Annotated in this window: 18 protein-coding genes; 8 read left to right on the top strand and 10 right to left on the bottom strand. The window is 63.4% G+C overall.

From position 1 onward, the window contains the following. Positions 1-228: 228 nt before the first annotated feature. Together ACZ5ZH_RS08745 and ACZ5ZH_RS08750 are read right to left on the bottom strand one after the other, a co-directional pair. Positions 229-1,875 (bottom strand): AAA family ATPase, encoded by a 1,647-nt coding sequence (locus tag ACZ5ZH_RS08745; RefSeq protein ID WP_464771252.1) that lies wholly within the window; start codon positions 1,873-1,875, stop codon positions 229-231. Positions 1,876-2,075: 200 nt separating this feature from the next. Next, positions 2,076-2,921, bottom strand: coding sequence for a cold-shock protein (locus ACZ5ZH_RS08750; protein WP_460986614.1), 846 nt, complete (start codon positions 2,919-2,921; stop codon positions 2,076-2,078). A gap of 242 nt (positions 2,922-3,163) precedes the next feature. On the opposite strand from ACZ5ZH_RS08750, the gene ACZ5ZH_RS08755 reads away from it, so the two are divergent. The 4 genes from ACZ5ZH_RS08755 to ACZ5ZH_RS08770 all read left to right on the top strand — a co-directional run bounded on the left by ACZ5ZH_RS08755 (position 3,164) and on the right by ACZ5ZH_RS08770 (position 5,962). Then, the gene (locus ACZ5ZH_RS08755) at positions 3,164-3,781 is read left to right on the top strand and encodes a ribonuclease D (RefSeq protein ID WP_196224467.1); all 618 of its coding nucleotides are present in this window, start codon (positions 3,164-3,166) and stop codon (positions 3,779-3,781) included. A 21-nt stretch (positions 3,782-3,802) separates the two neighbouring features. Further along, positions 3,803-4,450, top strand: coding sequence for an LPS export ABC transporter periplasmic protein LptC (locus tag ACZ5ZH_RS08760; RefSeq protein WP_449474048.1), 648 nt, complete (start codon positions 3,803-3,805; stop codon positions 4,448-4,450). Beyond that, positions 4,450-4,998, top strand: coding sequence for an LptA/OstA family protein (locus tag ACZ5ZH_RS08765; protein ID WP_464771253.1), 549 nt, complete (start codon positions 4,450-4,452; stop codon positions 4,996-4,998). Before ACZ5ZH_RS08760 ends, ACZ5ZH_RS08765 begins: the two co-directional genes overlap by 1 nt. 151 nt (positions 4,999-5,149) lie before the next feature. Further along, complete coding sequence (locus ACZ5ZH_RS08770; RefSeq protein ID WP_464771254.1) at positions 5,150-5,962, top strand: hypothetical protein; 813 nt, start codon at positions 5,150-5,152, stop codon at positions 5,960-5,962. A gap of 119 nt (positions 5,963-6,081) precedes the next feature. Here ACZ5ZH_RS08770 and ACZ5ZH_RS08775 read toward each other — a convergent pair whose 3' ends face one another. From ACZ5ZH_RS08775 to ACZ5ZH_RS08790, 4 genes are all read right to left on the bottom strand, one after another. Next, a complete protein-coding gene (locus ACZ5ZH_RS08775) occupies positions 6,082-6,672 on the bottom strand; it encodes a histidine phosphatase family protein (RefSeq protein ID WP_464772621.1) in 591 nt (196 codons plus the stop codon). A gap of 4 nt (positions 6,673-6,676) precedes the next feature. Then, on the bottom strand, positions 6,677-7,438 hold the full coding sequence (locus ACZ5ZH_RS08780; RefSeq protein WP_464771255.1) for a cytidylyltransferase domain-containing protein: 762 nt from the start codon (positions 7,436-7,438) through the stop codon (positions 6,677-6,679). A 41-nt stretch (positions 7,439-7,479) separates the two neighbouring features. Then, positions 7,480-8,487: a KpsF/GutQ family sugar-phosphate isomerase gene (locus tag ACZ5ZH_RS08785; RefSeq protein ID WP_449474053.1), complete on the bottom strand. Its 1,008-nt coding sequence runs from the start codon at positions 8,485-8,487 to the stop codon at positions 7,480-7,482. Between the two features lie 288 nt (positions 8,488-8,775). Further along, on the bottom strand, positions 8,776-9,774 hold the full coding sequence (locus tag ACZ5ZH_RS08790; protein ID WP_464771256.1) for an NAD-dependent epimerase/dehydratase family protein: 999 nt from the start codon (positions 9,772-9,774) through the stop codon (positions 8,776-8,778). A 191-nt stretch (positions 9,775-9,965) separates the two neighbouring features. On the opposite strand from ACZ5ZH_RS08790, the gene ACZ5ZH_RS08795 reads away from it, so the two are divergent. Then, the gene (locus ACZ5ZH_RS08795) at positions 9,966-11,096 is read left to right on the top strand and encodes a GNAT family N-acetyltransferase (protein ID WP_464771257.1); all 1,131 of its coding nucleotides are present in this window, start codon (positions 9,966-9,968) and stop codon (positions 11,094-11,096) included. After that, positions 11,093-11,953 carry a transcriptional regulator gene (locus ACZ5ZH_RS08800; protein ID WP_464771258.1) on the top strand — a complete coding sequence of 287 codons (861 nt, stop codon included), beginning with the start codon at positions 11,093-11,095 and terminating at the stop codon, positions 11,951-11,953. The genes ACZ5ZH_RS08795 and ACZ5ZH_RS08800 overlap by 4 nt, the downstream gene beginning before the upstream one ends. Here ACZ5ZH_RS08800 and ACZ5ZH_RS08805 read toward each other — a convergent pair. The 3 genes from ACZ5ZH_RS08805 to ACZ5ZH_RS08815 form a co-directional block, all read right to left on the bottom strand. Further along, complete coding sequence (locus ACZ5ZH_RS08805) at positions 11,931-12,998, bottom strand: GNAT family N-acetyltransferase (protein ID WP_464771259.1); 1,068 nt, start codon at positions 12,996-12,998, stop codon at positions 11,931-11,933. The genes ACZ5ZH_RS08800 and ACZ5ZH_RS08805 overlap by 23 nt on opposite strands. Before the next feature lie 58 nt (positions 12,999-13,056). Then, positions 13,057-13,422: an Mpo1-like protein gene (locus tag ACZ5ZH_RS08810; protein ID WP_464771260.1), complete on the bottom strand. Its 366-nt coding sequence runs from the start codon at positions 13,420-13,422 to the stop codon at positions 13,057-13,059. A 63-nt stretch (positions 13,423-13,485) separates the two neighbouring features. Then, positions 13,486-14,457 carry a serine hydrolase gene (locus ACZ5ZH_RS08815; RefSeq protein WP_464771261.1) on the bottom strand — a complete coding sequence of 324 codons (972 nt, stop codon included), beginning with the start codon at positions 14,455-14,457 and terminating at the stop codon, positions 13,486-13,488. Positions 14,458-14,541: 84 nt separating this feature from the next. Here ACZ5ZH_RS08815 and ung point away from each other — a divergent pair, with 84 nt between their 5' ends. Continuing rightward, positions 14,542-15,234 (top strand): uracil-DNA glycosylase, encoded by a 693-nt coding sequence (ung, locus tag ACZ5ZH_RS08820; RefSeq protein ID WP_464771262.1) that lies wholly within the window; start codon positions 14,542-14,544, stop codon positions 15,232-15,234. Positions 15,235-15,494: 260 nt separating this feature from the next. On the opposite strand, the gene ACZ5ZH_RS08825 is transcribed toward ung, so the two are convergent. After that, positions 15,495-16,166: a spermidine synthase gene (locus tag ACZ5ZH_RS08825; RefSeq protein WP_464771263.1), complete on the bottom strand. Its 672-nt coding sequence runs from the start codon at positions 16,164-16,166 to the stop codon at positions 15,495-15,497. Positions 16,167-16,304: 138 nt separating this feature from the next. On the opposite strand from ACZ5ZH_RS08825, the gene ACZ5ZH_RS08830 reads away from it, so the two are divergent. Then, a complete protein-coding gene (locus ACZ5ZH_RS08830; RefSeq protein ID WP_464772622.1) occupies positions 16,305-16,751 on the top strand; it encodes a hypothetical protein in 447 nt (148 codons plus the stop codon). Positions 16,752-17,007 lie beyond the last annotated feature (256 nt).

Genomic DNA, 17,007 nt, shown 5'->3' on the forward strand with positions numbered 1-17,007 from the left:
CTATCCGATACCATCAGGATGCATGAGCGGGCGTCGAGGCTGATCTTTACGTTGCAGAAGCCATGCCCCACGCGGGTTTTGGCCAGCAAACGCCGGAAGATCAGGCGGTGCTGAACGACAGCCAAGGGCCGATTGCGGACTGCCGGGTTTTGGGAAAGTGATTGGGGATAACAGTCGTTCACCCTCCAGCTGGGGATGCGTTTTAGGTCTAGGTTGAACTTGTAGGCACTACTCGTTGAGCAAGCTCGACAGAGGAGCAAGTTTCAAAAGCAGCGCATCGCGGAGTGTCTCGTCCGAACAAATGCGGGCTATAGCGGCCGTTTCATAATCGGTCCGGCCTTGAAATTTCAGCGCCTTGGCTATGGCACCGAGGATACCCGAATGCCGGACCGGGTAGCGCGCTATGATGCCGTGAAGGTCCTGTTCAGCTAACATTGCTTGGAAACGCGCGAGTTCTGCTGGATAGGTGGATTGTCCTGTGATCTGTATGGTCAGCGAGGCTGCTGCAACAAGTTTTTCCCGCTTCGGCATCTGGACCAAAAGTGCGTCGCGGACCTGCCGCTCCGCGAGCCGCCCGGCTAAATGCTCTGCCGTCCCTTGCTTGGCCGCCGCAGCGATTCCTTCAGCAACAATATCAGCAAGCAAACCTGCGATAAGATCGGCTTGCTTTTCTTCGTCCGCCTCATGCGTCGTCGCCTGTCTCTTGGCGACCGCTGCCAGAACACTCACGTCATAATAAAGCGACTCCACCGAGAATAAAGGGAGCGCATAGATGCCGTCCGCTTGAAAATCGTTGATGGTTTGCTCGGCCATGCCGTCGTTGTCGACTAGGCCAAATGCTTCAGTATGATGCAGGCTGGTTGTCGATCGGATTCCGACCACCGCCTGCTGCACGCTCTTGCAGCTTCCTTTGGGTCTGATCGAGACTTTTGGAAACAGAACGGAGTACATCGGGACGTCGAGGCTGGTGGTATCGCCTTCGGTGAAAAGAACTCGGCGTCGTGAACCGAGGATATCGGTGACGAACTCGTCAGGAAGTTCCACCGTCCGATCAACTATGTCTAAGGCCCAGTGCCCCACCTGCCCGTCGATTTTCCAAGTGACGGATCGAACGATGCACACACGCGAATTGGGAATGGATATTGGTAGATCGAGTTCATGGGTGCTGATGACGAACTCACAGTCGGGACGCGACTTGATAAGCGTCGCAATTAAGGGAGTGACGATTGCACGGTGAAGGTGCAACTCAGGCTCGTCGATCAGGAAGACCACTCCTGACTTCGCCGATATCACCTCCGCGATCAGGATGAGCGCGATACGCTCCCCATCCGACATCCGCGCGTAACTAAAGGTATTACCGCCCGATGTCGCCTTGAGTTCGTTGTCAGCTATGAGCATCCTCACAGGGATGTTGGCTTGCTCAAGGATCTGGTTGGCCCTGTCGAGAGGGGCCTCTTTCGCTTGCAATTTCGCAATTGCGGCGGCCGTTTCGACCGGGTTTAGATTCTCAGCAATCTTGTTTGCACAATCGTTTTTATATTGGTGTTCTGCCGCCGTTAGGTCGTGGATCGCTTTCTCATTTCGCCCATTGCCGGAATGGTTCCTCCATCGAGATTCAGCATTTTTGTCCCATGCTGACAGGTTGGTCGCGAGATCCCTTCGACTGCTGGGCGTGAGCGATAGGCTCTCACCGTCGAATAGAGCAGTCCTGCTGCCAGGCAGGTAGATTGTATTCAACTGAGCCTTCCGCTGAAGCCAGTTTATGAGGGCGGACTTGCCAGTCCCATTGCGACCGACAATGAATAAAGGACGACCGGCATCGACCATAAGAGAAATGGTCGACTGCGCCGGACCCGGCACGGTAAATTCGGTCACGTGTACCCCCAGCTTTGCCAGCTCGGAATATAGGTGCGGGCAGGGACTTGTGGAAGGGTACCGAGTCCGAATGCAGGTTCAACGAAGCCCGCCCGGAATGACCGAGATTGGCGCTAAGCCGCAGCAACCCACAACAAAAAAGGGGCCGCCGGGCAGGCGACCCCTTCTATCCTCTCCGCTTATGCGGGCAGAGTTATGTGTCAGTCGGCCTTCGACTGAAGGTTGACGGCTGCGTGCTTGCCGCGGCGGTCTACTTCGAGTTCGAAGTCCAGGCGGTCGCCTTCGTTGAGGGCGGACATGCCTGCGCGTTCGACTGCGCTGATGTGCACGAATGCGTCGGGCTGGCCGTCGTCGCGCTGGATGAAGCCGAAGCCCTTCATGGCGTTGAAGAACTTGACCGTGCCGCTGGCGCGTTCGCCGGTCAGCTGACGCTGCGGGCCACCACGATCGCCGCCGCCGAAGCCGCCACGGTCACCACCGAAGCCACCCGGACGGGGTTCGCGGGGTTCACGCGGACGATCGACGACCGGAAGGGGCTCGCCCTCGATCTTGAGGTCGGTTGCCGAAATCTTGCCACCACGGTCCACCAGGGTGAAGCCGAGCTGCTGACCTTCGGCCAGGCCAGTGAGGCCCGCCTGCTCAACGGCGCTGATGTGGACGAACACGTCTTCCGCGCCGTCATCACGAACGATGAAGCCGAAGCCCTTTTGACCGTTGAAGAACTTTACAACGCCGGTGCCTTCACCAACGACCTGGGCCGGCATGCCGCCGCCGCCGCCACGGCCGCCGCCGAAGCCGCCACCACCGCCGCCGCCGCCGAAGCCGCCGCCACCGCCGCTGCGGAAGCCACCGCCACCGCCGCCACCGCCGAAGCGATCACCGCCGCCGCCGAAGCCGCCGCGATCACCACCGCCGAAACCACCACGATCTCCAAAACCACCGCCGAAACCGCCACGATCGTTACCGCCGCCGTAAAAATTGTCGTCGCCAAAACCGTCGCGCTTGTCCTTGCCGCGCCCGCCGCGGCGACCTCTATCAAAACTCATGCCCTGTTGGTCACTTTCGCTTCGCCCCCGACTAAATCGGACAAACATGCCGGGCGAAATGACATGCAGAATCCACCGCACGTATGCGGGTTTGAGAATCACTATATCAACTTTTCAGCCATGCGCGAATGATTTTAGCCCGATTGCCGCCACATTCGCCCGAATGAACCAGCGTGGGGCATTTTGGCAGGGCCGAAAAAGCGTCGATTGAGTTACCGCCGCTTTCGCCATAGAGGGGTTGGATGACAGTATATTTCCACGAAGAGGACCTGCCCGCAGACGTCCTTGCCCCCGGCCCCGTCGCCGTCGATACCGAAACCATGGGCCTTATCACGCCGCGCGATCGCCTGTGCGTCGTGCAGATCAGCGATGGCAAGGGCGACGAGCATCTGGTGCGATTCATGCCGGGCAGCGATTATGCCGCGCCGAACCTGCGCGCGGTGCTGGCCGATCCGGCACGATTGAAGCTGTATCATTTCGGGCGTTTCGACATCGCGGCGATCAAACATTATCTGGGCGTGGTGGCAGCGCCCGTCTATTGCACGAAGATCGCTTCACGCCTGATCCGCACCTATACCGACCGCCATGGGTTGAAGGAACTGGTGCGCGAATTGCTGGGGCAGGAAATCAGCAAGCAACAGCAGTCGAGCGACTGGGGCTCCCCCACCCTGTCGGACGCGCAGAAAGATTATGCGGCGTCGGACGTGCGCTATTTGCATGCGCTGAAGGCTGAACTCGACAAGCGATTGATCCGCGAAGGACGGATGGAACTGGCGCAGGCCTGTTTCGATTTCCTTCCTCACCGGGCCGAGCTGGACCTGGCGGGATGGCCGGAGATCGACATCTTCGCGCATATGTAAGGGGCTTAGAAGCGCTTTCCCATGTCCATACAGGCCGATCAGCAACGTCATGTCAGGCGCCATTGGGCGCGGCCGGGTGGCAGCCATGACAGGCTGGTCGCGCGGCTGAAAAACTGGTTGCCGGTGCTGGTGGGCGTGCTGGCGGCGTTGCTGGTGATGGCGCCCTTTACCGGCGGGGACAAGGTGAGCTTCGTGCTCGACAAAAACAAGGTCGAGGTGGCGAAGGAGCGGATGCGCGTGAGCGAGGCGCTGTATCGCGGCGAGGACAGCAAGGGGCAGCCCTTTTCGTTGCGCGCGGGAAGTGCGGTGCAGAAAAGCTCTCGCGAACCGATCGTAGACCTCAACGACATGTCGGCGCGCATCCTGCTGTCCGAAGGACCGGCCGTGCTGAACGCGCGCAAGGGGCGCTATGACATGGACAAGGAGCGCGTCGCGGTGGACGGGCCGGTGCAGTTCGAGGCGGCGGGCGGATACAGGCTGACGACGCGGGACGTGGGCATCGACCTCAAGACCCGGCGCATGCGCAGCGCGGGGCGCGTCGATGGCCGGATACCCATCGGCACGTTCAGCGGCGACCATCTGGACGCCGACCTGAACGCGCGGACGGTTACGCTCAATGGCAGGGCGAGCTTGCGCATCGAACAAAATGGCATCAAAGGGCAAAAGTGATGAAAAGATCGCTGATCCTGCTGTCGAGCGCTGGCGCCATGGGCGCGGCTATGGTTTTCGCGGGCGCCGCGGCGCAGGTGCTGAAGAATCATGACAGCAACGCGCCGGTTAATTTCACCGCCGACCGGATCGAGGTGCAGGACCGCGCCGACCGGGTCGTCGTTTCCGGCAATGTCCAGGTGACGCAGGCGGGCATGACGCTGAACGCCGCACGGATGACCGTCGCTTACCGCAATGGTACGGGCGGGAACGGCGTGGAGGTCGACCGGATCGACGCTTCGGGCAACGTCGTCGTGACCAAGGGGAACGAGACGGCGCGAGGCAATGTGGCGATCTATGACCTTAACAGCCGCCTGATCACGATGCTGGGCAATGTGACGTTGACGCAGGGGAGCAACCGGCTGACTGGTGGGCGGTTGGTGATTGACCTTACCAGCGGGCGGTCGACTGTGGACGGACGGTCTTCCGGCGGCGGCGGGCCGGGGGTTTCGGGCGGATCGGGGGGCCGGGTTTCGGGCACCTTTACCGTGCCGCAGCGGAAGAATTGAGGGGCGCCTAGGGGCGCTGAATGCGGGCGTGGCGGGGTGCTTTTTCGGGCGCTCGGGCTGGCTTATGTCCATTAATAAATATGGCATTTTTGGGGCAGAATGCTATCATCGGGATCAGCGGGTCGCCTCTTTCGATTCTGCGAGGTCCATCATGTCACGGTTGCAGATGGCGGCGGTTGCCGCCTGTGGTTTCGTTGAGCTTTCTTCCGGCCAAATAGCCGCCTCCACCCCCGGCCCGTGCTGGCAACCCTATGAGATTGAAGCGGCGAAGGTCCGGGATCTGCACGTGATGCTGATGCTGGGCGCTCTGCGGTGCAAGGGGGTGAATAAGGAGATAGAGGCGAAATATTCCGCCTTTGTCGATAAGAAGATCGGGCTGCTGAGCAGTTATAATAATGTGCTGAAGACGCGCTTCATGCGGGTGAACGGCATCGCCGAAGGGCAGCGCGCCTATGAGCAGTTCAACACGAAACTGGGCAACAGCCATTCCGGACTGGTGCAGGCCGGAAGCTATTGCCCGATGACCGAGACGCTGTTGACTTTGGCGACCGAGGCGCAGGATCGGGAACTGCCGCAGCTGGCGACGAACTTTTCCGAAAGCGCACTGGGGATTGATGCGGTGTGTGAGGCGCAGCCGGTGGCGGCGGCGGCGGTGACCCCGACAGCGGTAGCGGCTCCGGCGGTGGGTGCGGCGGAAGCTGGAGGGACGAAGCAGGTCGATGCTCCGCATGAGGCGATCACAGCTGCGGGAGTGACTGTCGCGAAGACTGGGGAACCGGCGAGGCAATCAAATTCCGCGGCGGCAGCGCTGGAAGCGGCAGCGGTCGCTTTGCAAAATGCGGCGGCGAGCCTGAAGGCGCAGGCTGCGGCTCCGGAAGCGGCGGCGGACAAATCTGTTGCAGCGCCCGAGGCGAAGCCTGCCGTGCTGCAACCTGTGACGGCCAGCTCAACGCCCGTGGGGTGAGCGGCGTGGTTTGACAGGAGCAATCGGAATCCGGGGAGAGCGCCCGCCCCAACCCTTCAAACGAGTCACGTGCCTCGTTTGCACCTGAAGGGGAGAGGCTTTTTGGGTTGTGATGACGTTTAGGGCCGTTGGTCCCAGTTGCAGAGGGTAACGGCGCCGTCAGGCGCGACGGTCAACTCGCCATAGGCTCCGGTGCGCAGCTTGAGCGAGGCGGGTGAGAGGCCGAGGGCGAGCAGGGCGAAGCGGGCGGCGCCGTTGCTGGTGACGAGCAGGTCTGTCCCCTCCCCGCTTTGCGCGAAATAGCTTTGCCAGGCGGCAATGCGGGATGGCGCATTCACGATCCAGCCGGGGGGCGGGATGGCTTGTTCGTCCCACGCCGCGAGCGCCTGTTGGCCTATGCGGGCGAGGACTTGCGCTTCGGGGCGGCCTTCGTCGGGGCCGTGGTCGATTTCGTCTAGCCAGGGGAGCGTGCCGGTGACGGGCTGGTTGAGCGCGGCGGCGATGCGGCTTGCGGTTTCGCGGGCGCGGCTGAGAGGGCCGCTGTGGATGTGGCAGGGGGCGAGACCTTGCGCGGCGAACCATTGGCCGAGGCGGTCGGCCTGGGCGCGGCCGCTTTCGACGAGGGGCAAGTCCGTGCCCGCGCCGATGCGGCAGGCGGTGGCGCTGCTTTCGAAGGTGTTGCCGTGGCGGATGATGAAGATGCGGCGCATGAGGTCAGGCGGGCGTGGGGTCGCCATGGGTGGCGATCAGGGCCTCTACGCGCTGGATGTCGGCCTCTGTGTCGATGCCGGAGCTGTCGAAGATGGGCGGATCGACCGCGACGGTGGTGACCGGGATGCCAAGTTCGAGGAGGCGGAGCTGTTCCAGGCCCTCCAGCTGTTCCAGCGTGGTCGGGGGTGTTTGCTCGAAACGGGTCAGGGCTTCGAGCGTGTAGCCGTAGAGGCCGACATGGCGCCAGACGGGCGAGAGCGGATGGCTGTCTCGCAGGGCCTGTTCGTCACGGATGGCGGGGATGATGGTTTTTGAGAACCAGAGGGCGCGGCTATCGGGTGCGCGGGCGCAGGTGGTGCCGCTGAAGGGCGAGCGGAGCTTGTGATCGCGCAGGGCGTCGAGCGCCTGCCAGTCGAGCGCGATGACGGGGGTTGCGACCTCAGCGCCTGCGTGGAGCGCGGCGATGACGGCGCGCAGGGCGCCTTGCGGCTGGAAGGGGGAGTCGCCTTGCAGGTTGACGATAAAGCGCGGGGGAGCCGGGTGCTGGAGCGCGGCGGCGAGCGCGCGGCCGGAACCTGTCGCGATGGCGCTGTCCGTCATGACCGCCGCGCAGCCTGCGGCATTGGCGTGATCGGCGATTTCGCGGTCGTCGGTCGCCACCACCAGTTCCGCATCGGCGAGGCCGGAGATGGCGGTGCGCGCCATGGCGATGGTCCGGTGCAGCAGGGTGCGCCCGGCGATCAGGCGCAGGGGCTTGCACGGCAACCGGGACGAGCCCGCCCGCGCCGGAATGACGATGATGCTGTTCAGGCGACCCCGGCGTGCAGCAGGTCGTGCATGTGGACGGCACCCGCCAGCCGCCCGCCTTCGCAGACGAAGAGCAGCGTGATGTTATGCATGTGCATCAGGCGCAGCGCTTCGGAGGCGAGATCGTCAGGCCCCACGGACAGCGGCGGCACGGTCATGAACTGGCCGACGGTTTCGGTCAGCTGCCGCGTATCGGTGAGGGTCCGCCGCAAGTCGCCATCGGTGAAGGCGCCAATCAGTTCGCCAGCGCTGTTGACGACCGCCGTGCCGCCAAGGCGCGCGCGCGTCATTTCGATGGTGGCGTCGAGCAACGACGCGTCTTCGGCCACGCGGGGGACATTGTCACCGGCGGCCATCAGATCGCGAACCTTCAGCAACTGCGCGCCAAGACGGCCATTGGGATGGAATTTGTGGAAGTCATCGGCCGAAAAGCCACGCATTTCCATGAGCGCGATGGCAAGCGCGTCGCCAAAGGCCATCTGGACCGTGGTGGAGGTGGTGGGCGCCAGTTCGTTGGGGCAGGCTTCCCGGACGGCGGGCAACAGCACGCAGACGTCGGAAGCGCTGGCGACGGTGCTGTCCGCGCGGGCCGTGAGGCCGAGCAGCGGAATGCCGAACCGTTTGCAATATTGAATGATGGGGCCAAGTTCGTTGGATTCGCCCGAATGGGACAGCATCAGGACGATGTCGTCAGGCGTCACCATGCCAAGGTCGCCATGACCAGCGTCAGCCGGATGCATGAAGAGCGCGGGCGTGCCGGTCGAGGTCAGGGTCGCCGTCATCTTGCGCGCGACGATACCGCTTTTCCCCATGCCGGTGACGATCAGGCGTCCACGCGCGCTCATGATCATGCCAGCGACGCGAAGGAATATCGCGGCGAAATCACGATCGGAGAATTTCGCCTCCAGCGCGTTCAGTCCCTGGGAAGCGACGGACAAGGTTCTACAGGCGGTTTCCACGATCCGGCTGCCAGAACCAAAAGGCACAATTTTTGATAATGTCGACACAAGTTCGCCCTTTTTTCCATGACGCACGGCAGGTTTTCCTGATCGATGCGGCATGGCGGCAGCCGCCATTCCGGCGCTCCGCCCTAAACCTCGTTTTAAGCGACCCATTTCGGCTCGAAGCCGTCCCGGTGACGGGAATAGAACCGTTAACGGCAGAATGGCAATTCAATTTGCCAGCATGAGCGAAGATTTGCGCGCCTTTATTGCCACATATCCCGCAAATTATTGCTTATATGTTGAGGGCCGGAACTTTCCCCCGAGGCGCGCGTAGTGCCGTGCTTTTGTCGGTTATCCTGCGTGATAGTCGCGATACCAGGACACGAAGCGCGGCACGCCGACCTCTATGCCGGTGGTCGGCGCGAAGCCGATATCCTGGGCAATCGCGCTGATGTCCGCGAAGGTGGCGGGCACGTCGCCCGGCTGCATGGGCTGAAAATCTATCTCTGCCTTGCGCCCGATCGCCTGTTCCAGCACCGATATGAGATGCATCAGCTCTTCGGGCCGATTGTTGCCGATATTGTAAAGGCGATGCGGCGAGCGGCTGCCGCCCGCCTTTAGCGATCCATCATCCGCAGGCGCGTGATCGAGGCAGCCGATCACCCCGTTCACGATGTCGTCGATATAGGTAAAGTCGCGCTGCATCCGGCCATGGTTGAACACGGGGATCGGCTCCCCCGCCAGGATCTTCTTGGTGAAGATCCACATCGCCATGTCCGGGCGGCCCCAAGGGCCATAGACGGTGAAGAAGCGCAGGCCCGTCATGGGAATGCGGAAGAGATGGGCGTAGGTCTCGCTCATCAATTCATCGGCGCGCTTGGTGGCGGCGTAGAGCGAGACGGGATGGTCGGCGCGGTCCTCCACGCGGAACGGCAGGCTGTCATTGCCGCCATAGACCGAGGAGGATGAGGCATAGACCAGGTGCCGCACCCGCCGTTCGCGCGCCAGTTCGAGCATGTTGACATGCCCGGCAAGGTTGGAGCGGACATAGGCATGCGGATTGATGAGCGAATAACGCACACCCGCCTGCGCGCCGAGATGCACGATTGCCTCCACCGTCTGCCCCGCGAGCGCGGCGTGCAGCGCGTCCATGTCGGCGAAATCCAGTTCGGCGAAGGTGAACAGCTTTCCATGCCGCTGTTGCAGCGCCGCGATCCGGTCGCGCTTCAACGAGACGGGATAATAGTCGTTCATATTGTCGATGCCGATCACCGCCCGCCCGGCGGCGAGCAGCTGGTCGGCGACGGCCATGCCGATGAAGCCGGCAGCGCCAGTGACGAGAATGGTCATGCGGCCACCACGCTATGTGACAGGATCAGGTGGGTCGCCATGGGAATCTCTTTCAGCCGTCGCGGGTTAGCCCCATCGTTAACAGACAATCCGGCGCGCGATGTAAAGGGCTTTCCCCCAAAGAGGCGGCCTGCTGCCCCAAATGAAGCAGTTTAGTCTTTCCCTAATCATTGAAGTTTATGCGCTTTGTCATGGACATGGCATCGCATCCCCTGCCCAACGGCACCCGTGCCTATGGCCCCGCGCAGCGCGCCCGCTGGACCGCTTTGGCGGCGGAGGCGGCCGAGGCCAACGCCTTTTACGCGCCGGACATGTTGTGCGCGGCGCTGGACCATCTGGCCGGGACACCGGGTGTGCGGATGGTCGAGGCGTATGCGGGAGGGGATCTGATCGGGTTGTTGCCGGTGACGGTGGCAGCGCGGCACGGTCGCCTGCCGATTTCCTGCGTCACCAACTGGATGCACGAGCATTGCTTCTTTGGCGCGCCGTTGATCCGGCGGGGTGATGAGGTGGCGGCGTGGCGGGGATTGCTGGCGCAGTTGGATGACGCGCATTGGGCGGCGGGATTTTTGTACCTGCGGGGACTGGATGCGGCGGGCGCCAATGCGGCTGCGCTGGAGGCGTTGTGCGTCGAGCAGCGGCGGGGGCGGCGCGAGGTGCATCGTTATGATCGCGCCATGCTGCGATCCGATCTGGATGCCGACGCCTATTGGGAAACGCATGTGCGCGCGAAGAAGCGCAAGGAGATCAGGCGGCTGCAAAAGCGGCTGGCGGACCTTGGCGCGGTGAGCCAACACCTGCTGGAGGACCGGGCGGAACTGCCGCATTGGTGCGCCGATTTTCTGGCACTGGAGGCGTCGGGGTGGAAGGGGCGTGAGGGGTCGGCGCTTGGCTGTTCTCCGCAGGACGCGGCATTTTTCCGGGCGGCCTGCGCGGCGGCTTTCGATGCGGGACTACTGCATTTCCTGCGCATTGACCTTAATGGACGGGCGATCGCGATGCTGGCGAATTTCCGTCATGGCGAGGGCGCTTTTTCCTTCAAGATCGCCTTTGACGAGGAGATGGGGCGCTTTTCGCCGGGTGTGCTGATCGAGCTGGCCAACCTGCATGCGGTGCAGGGTGATCCGGCGATCGGGTGGATGGACAGCTGTGCCGCGCCGGATCATCCGATGATCGACAGCCTGTGGGCCGAGCGGCGGACTATCGTGCAATATCGCGTGGCGCTGCATGGGAGCGGGATCGACCGGATCGGGCGGGCGGCGGCTTTCGCGCTGGCCAATGCCGTTGAGGCGATCGCCAGCCATATGAAGGGACAAGGATGACTGCTCACTTGCCGATCAGCGCGCAGGTTTTCGATGAGGACGCGCGGCGGATATTCGCGGGCGCCTATCCGGATGCATCAGTGAAGTTGCATCATGGGCTTGTTGGGCACCCGCTGCTGGCGATCGAGGCATTGGCCGGATTGGCCGAGCGGATGCCGGCTGCGTCGGTCGAATATAATCTGGGCAAGCTGCCTTTGGGCGTGCGGCCGGAGGATACGCCTGCCAACGGGCTGACATTGGGCGAGACGATCCGCACGATCGAGAGCAATGGTAGCTGGGCGGTGCTGAAGAATGTCGAGCGGGATGCGGCCTATGGCGCATTGCTGGACGCGGCGCTGGCGGAATTGGCTCCCATTGTGAACGCGCGGACGGGGCGGATGCTGAACCGGGAGGCGTTTATCTTCCTGTCCTCGCCGGGCAGCGTGACGCCGTTTCACATGGACCCGGAGCATAATATTCTGCTCCAGATCATGGGCGAAAAGGTCATGACGGTCTTTCCGGCTGGTGATCAGGAGTTGGTGCCTGCGGTGCAGAGCGAGGCTTTTCATGCGGGCGGGCATCGTAACCTGAATTGGCGGGATGATTTTCGCGGGCGCGGGACGGCGGTGAAGCTGCTGCCCGGCAATGCCATCCATGTGCCGGTGAAGGCGCCGCATTTCGTGGAGAATGGCGCGGGCGTGTCGGTCAGCCTGTCGGTGACTTGGCGATCGGAGCGTAGCGTTGCGGAAAGCGAGCTGCATGGGCTCAATGCGCTACTGCGGCGGCGGGGATTGCCGGTGGGGCAGATCGGCGCTGCACCCGAGCGGCAAAGCGCGCGTCGGCTGGCCTATCGGATCATGCGGAAGCTGGGCGTTTAAGCAACCGACGGAGCAGCGCTTCGGCTTCCAGGCGGGGCGAGAAGCGTTCGAGGAGCCACCATTCGAGCGCCTCTTCGCGGGTGGCGAGGCTTTGCTTGTAGCGATCCTTCCCTGCGAGGAGGGAGTAGAGGGTTAGGCCCTTATTCGCATAATGAGTGACAGCGGCGGTGTGGCAAAGGAGGCCGGGCTTGTCCTTGGCCGTGCGCGGGGCGGCGAAGGCGGACTGATAGTTCAACGCCTGGCCCCGATGGATGAAATTGACCAGCAGGCCGACGGGGCCGCCTTCATCGGTGAAGCGGAGGAGTTCGACTTCGCCGCTGGGGATGCCCTTACGCGCGAGGGTGAAGAGGAAGCGGCGGAAGGCTGGATCTTCCCAAGCATTGTCGTCGTGGCGGCCTTCGTTGAGGGCGCGCATTTCTTCCAGCCATGTGGCGGCTTCATCTGCGGTGGCGGCGGTGACGGTGGGGAGGCCGTTATGGTCCTTGATGGCGCGGCGAATCTGGCTGCGGGTGTTGGCGCTTAGCAGGGAGAAATAGTCGCCATTGGCGGCGCGGACGGCTTCGAGATCGGCTTGGTAGACGGGTGAGCGGTCTAGGCGGGTGGCGCGGTGGGTGCGCAGTCCTAACAGGGAGGAGTCGGGCGCGATGCCGCTGAGGCGCAGGGCTTGCCAATCGGTACGGCGTTGCAGGGCGGCGTGGAAGGCCTGGGCGGATTCGGCTTCCCGGCCGCGCTGGGCGAGGAGGCCGTTATATTCGACAAAGGGCCGGTCGGCCGCGGGATCGCCCGACTGGTTGAGCGAGATGGTGGCGCAGCGACCGAGCAGGCGCGGCTGGTGCGCGCGGCCGGTGAGTGCGAGGGCGATGTCCCTGCCCTCTCCGTCGGTGATGCTTAGGAGGTCGGGGCGAACGGCGTAGCTTTCGAGCCAGCTGCTGGTCCAGGTCCAGCCGAGGAAGAAGGAGGCGTCCGATGTAGCCTCCAGCGCTTGCCAGCGGGGGGCCAGCGCGGCGAGATCGGGCAAGGAAGAGAAGTGGGCGGTCAGGGCCATCGCCGCCCCTTGTGGCAGAGCGGCGGGAGCGGTCAAGTCACTGGCGTGAGGGGATGCCTTAGAGGTTGAGGCGCTTGGCGGGGTCGACCGATCCGTCGGGGCGGACGCCCGCGCGGGCTAGATCGCGGCGCATGCGCCCCGTGAGGAAGCGGAACCACATGCGAAAATCGGCGCGCAGGGACCAGAGGGGATGACGGAGAGTGGCGGGCTGGTTGCGTTCGATCAGGGCGTGGGCGGCCCAGGCAAAGCCGTAACCGGCGACAGGTAGAGCCGGAAGCAGCCACCAGCGGCCGGTCAAGGGCATCACGCCGAGCAGCAGGACGACCGTGCTCGTCCCCGCATAGTGCATCGCCCTAGTCGCGGGGCGTGCATGTTCCTGAAGATAATAGGGCCAGAAATCGCTGAAAGCCGCGACATCGCGCATGCCATCCTCCCGCTGCGGACAACCGGGCTAGAGCCAAGTTCAATCCATGTTAAGAGCGATGCGTCAGGCCGTGCGCGATTCAGGGGCGAAAAGGAAATAGTCGTAGGCCGCTCGCGCCACTTCGGCCATGATGCGGTCGCGCGCGGCGTGGCCGCGATGATCCTTCATGACAAAGACGGAAATGGCGATCGGGCGGCCATCTGGCAGGGTGATGATGCCGGTGTCATTGCCGAGGCCATTGAGCGTGCCCGTCTTGTGCGCGATCGGCGTGCCGGGCGGGAGCATGGCGACGAGGCGCGCCTTGCCCGTCTTGCAGCGCGCCATGATGCCGAGCAGCATGGCCGTGCTGCCCTTCTTCAACGCCCTGCCATGTTGGATGGTGGAGAGGAGATCGTTCATCGCGCGGGGCGTGGAGGTGTCGCGGGGATCGGCGGCGAAGGCGATGTTGGGCATGTCTCGCGCATCCCGCGCGCGCGATGACAGGGAGGTTTCGACCTCGTCCCCTGCCCCGCCCGCTCCCACCTTTGCGCGGGCGAGCAGTTGGGCGGTGTTGCTGTCCACCCGCTGGCCGCGAATGCCGAGCGACTGGAGCCAGCCATTGACCGCCTGCGGGCCGCCAGCGCGGGCGACGAGCGCGTCGGTTGCTTCATTGTCGCTGCGGGTGAGCATGAGGTCGAGCAAGGTCGTGACCGGCATCGGCGTGCCGAGGCGCGGGAGCTTTTCATCGAAGCGCAGCGTACCCGCATCGGCGAGCGACAATATCTTGCCCGCCACCGCGACCTTGTAGGTGCTGGCCATGGGGAAGAGCGTGTCGCCATTCAGTTCCAGCGTCTCGCCATTGCGCAGGTCGCGCACCGCTATGCCGACCGTGCCGTCGCTGAGCGCGGCGAAACGGGTGAACTCGCCGAGCAGACGCGATTGCGCGGTTTGATGCACCACATTGGGCTGCGGGCCGAAGGCGTCCGCCGTTGGCAGGGGCGCGAGAAACAGGCCGAGGCCCGCCACAAGGGCGGTGGTGAAGGAAAGGCGCGGCATGATTTTCCTTTCCCTCATTTTCAGGCGCGGAGCAAGGCCGCCGTGCGGTTGACAGGCCGTTGCCGGGCAGGTCATCAGGCGATCATGACCGCAACGATCAAGCTCGACGAAAGCTGGCGCGCGCCGCTGCACGAGGAATTCGACCGCCCCTATATGCAGGCGCTCAAAACATTTCTGGAAGAGGAGAAGCGGCAGGGCAAACGCATATTCCCCAAGGGCAGCGAATATTTCCGCGCGTTGGACCTGACGCCGCTGGGCCATGTGAAGGCGGTGATATTGGGGCAGGACCCCTATCATGGCGAGGGGCAGGCGCATGGACTGTGCTTCAGCGTGCAGCCGGGGGTGCGGACGCCGCCGTCGCTCAAGAATATCTACAAGGAGCTGAAGAGCGACCTTGGCATCGACCCGCCGCGTCATGGGTTTCTGGAGCATTGGGCGGGGCAGGGCGTGCTGTTGTTGAACAGCGTGCTGTCCGTCGAGATGGGGCGCGCCGCTTCACACCAGAAACGCGGCTGGGAAGAGTTTACCGATGCGATCATTCGGCTGGTGAACCGACAGGAGGAGCCGGTCGTGTTCCTGCTGTGGGGCGCTTATGCGCAGAGGAAGGCGGCGTTTGTGGATCAGACGCGGCATCTGGTTTTGAAGGCGGCGCATCCTTCACCGCTGTCGGCGCATAATGGGTTTTTGGGGTGTCGGCATTTTTCGCAGGCTAATGCGTTTTTGGAGGCCAAGGGGCGTGGGGGGATTGATTGGGCTTTGCCGGAATGGGGGGGGTGATCGGCATTGAGCGCCACTGATCGTCATGCCAGCTGAGGCTGGCATCTCGGGAGGTAGCGTTTGGCCTGGTGGCCTGAGATCCCAGCGTTCGCTGGGATGACGGAGTTTTCGGGAAGGGGTTGTCCTCCCCATCGGGAGATGGGAGGGGGACCAGCCACAGGCTGGTGGAGGGGGAATGCGCAGGTTGTGCCATTTCCCCTCCACCACTCGCTTCGCGAGCGGTCCCCCTCCCCACGCTTCGCGCAGGGAGGATTTTGGTCTTATCGCTTCTGGGCGAACCAGATGACGTGGCGGGGGCCTTTGCCATTGTCGCGGGCTTTGACCGCTACCTCATCGACCAGAAAGCCCGCGTCGCGGAGGCGGCGGGTGAAGGCGGCGTCGGGGGCAGCGGACCAGATGGCGAGGATGCCGCCGGGCTTCAGCGCGGCCTTGGCGGTGGAGAGGCCAGCGGAGGAATAGAGCCGATCGTTAGCCGGAGCGGTGAGGCCGTCTGGGCCGTTGTCGACGTCAAGGAGGATAGCGTCATAGCGTTGCTGGCTTGCGGCGATCTCTGCCGCGACGTCGCCTTCGATCAGCGTGACGCGCGGATCATCGAGGCAACCAGCGGCGAGTTCGATCATCGGCCCGCGCGCCCATTCGATGATCTTGGGCACCAGTTCGACGACCGTTGCGCGGCCGTCCTGCCCCATGCCCGCCAGCGCCGCGCGCAGGGTGAAGCCCATGCCGTAACCGCCGATCAGGAGATGCGGCGACCTTCGCCCTTTCAGCCGCTCAAGCGACATGATAGCGAGCGCCTTTTCCGAACCGCTCATGCGGCTGCTCATCAGCTCGTTGCGGTCGAGCACGATCATGTGATCGCTGCCCCGGCTATAGAGTTTCAGTTCCTGTCCGCCCGGCACGGCGGCGGTGTCGATGAGTATGCGAGGGGTCACTGGCAGGTCCTTGTGTCGATGGCCCCGCATGGCAGCTTGCTTGAACCGAGGCAAATCATCAGGCTGGCGCAAGAGGCGCCCTGCCCCTATCTCGCGGACAGCCCCTTTCCCCCCTTTCCAGCAGGCAGTCCTTTTTTCATGCGCTATTTCCTCGACACCGAATTCAACGGATTTGCAGGCGCGCTGATCAGCGTCGCGCTGGTGCCGGAATTTGGCGACGATGAATTTTACGTGTCGCTGCCGCTGGCAGAGGAGCCGCATGGCTGGGTACAGCGCAACGTCATCCCCTATCTGCGCCATGTGCCGCCGGGGATCGACATGGAGTTGGGCCGGGTGGAAGCCGCGCATCATCTGGCCGATTATCTGGCGGGTGATGCAGACCCGGTGATCGTCGCCGACTGGCCGGAGGATTTGGCGCATTTCTGCGCGCTGCTGGTGACCGGGCCGGGGCAGATGGTGGATATGAACGGGTTGCAGTTGCAGCTGGTGAATGCGGCGGGGTTTAGTGCGGCGGCGAATAGCCGGATACCGCATAATGCGCTGCATGATGCGCGGGCTTTGCGGGATTTTTGTTTGGGGAATTAGCTGGCTTCACCCTGCTCCCGCTGGCGGGAGAAGGATACGCAGCCTTGCCAGCTTGCTGGTTAGGCGGAGATGGATGGGGTGCTTGCGTCCACGTTGCGATCCCCTCTCCCGCCTTCGCTTCGCTCGGCACCTCGGCCAGAGTCACGTGCCTCTGGCCGACCCCTGAAGGAGAGAGGGGATTAGAGTATGCCCCCCCCAAAACGGATCGAGGCCCGGTCCTGCTTGCGCAGGCCGAGCCTCATTCCCTCTCCGAACC

Source organism: Sphingobium sp. TomMM7A (assembly GCF_055397305.1).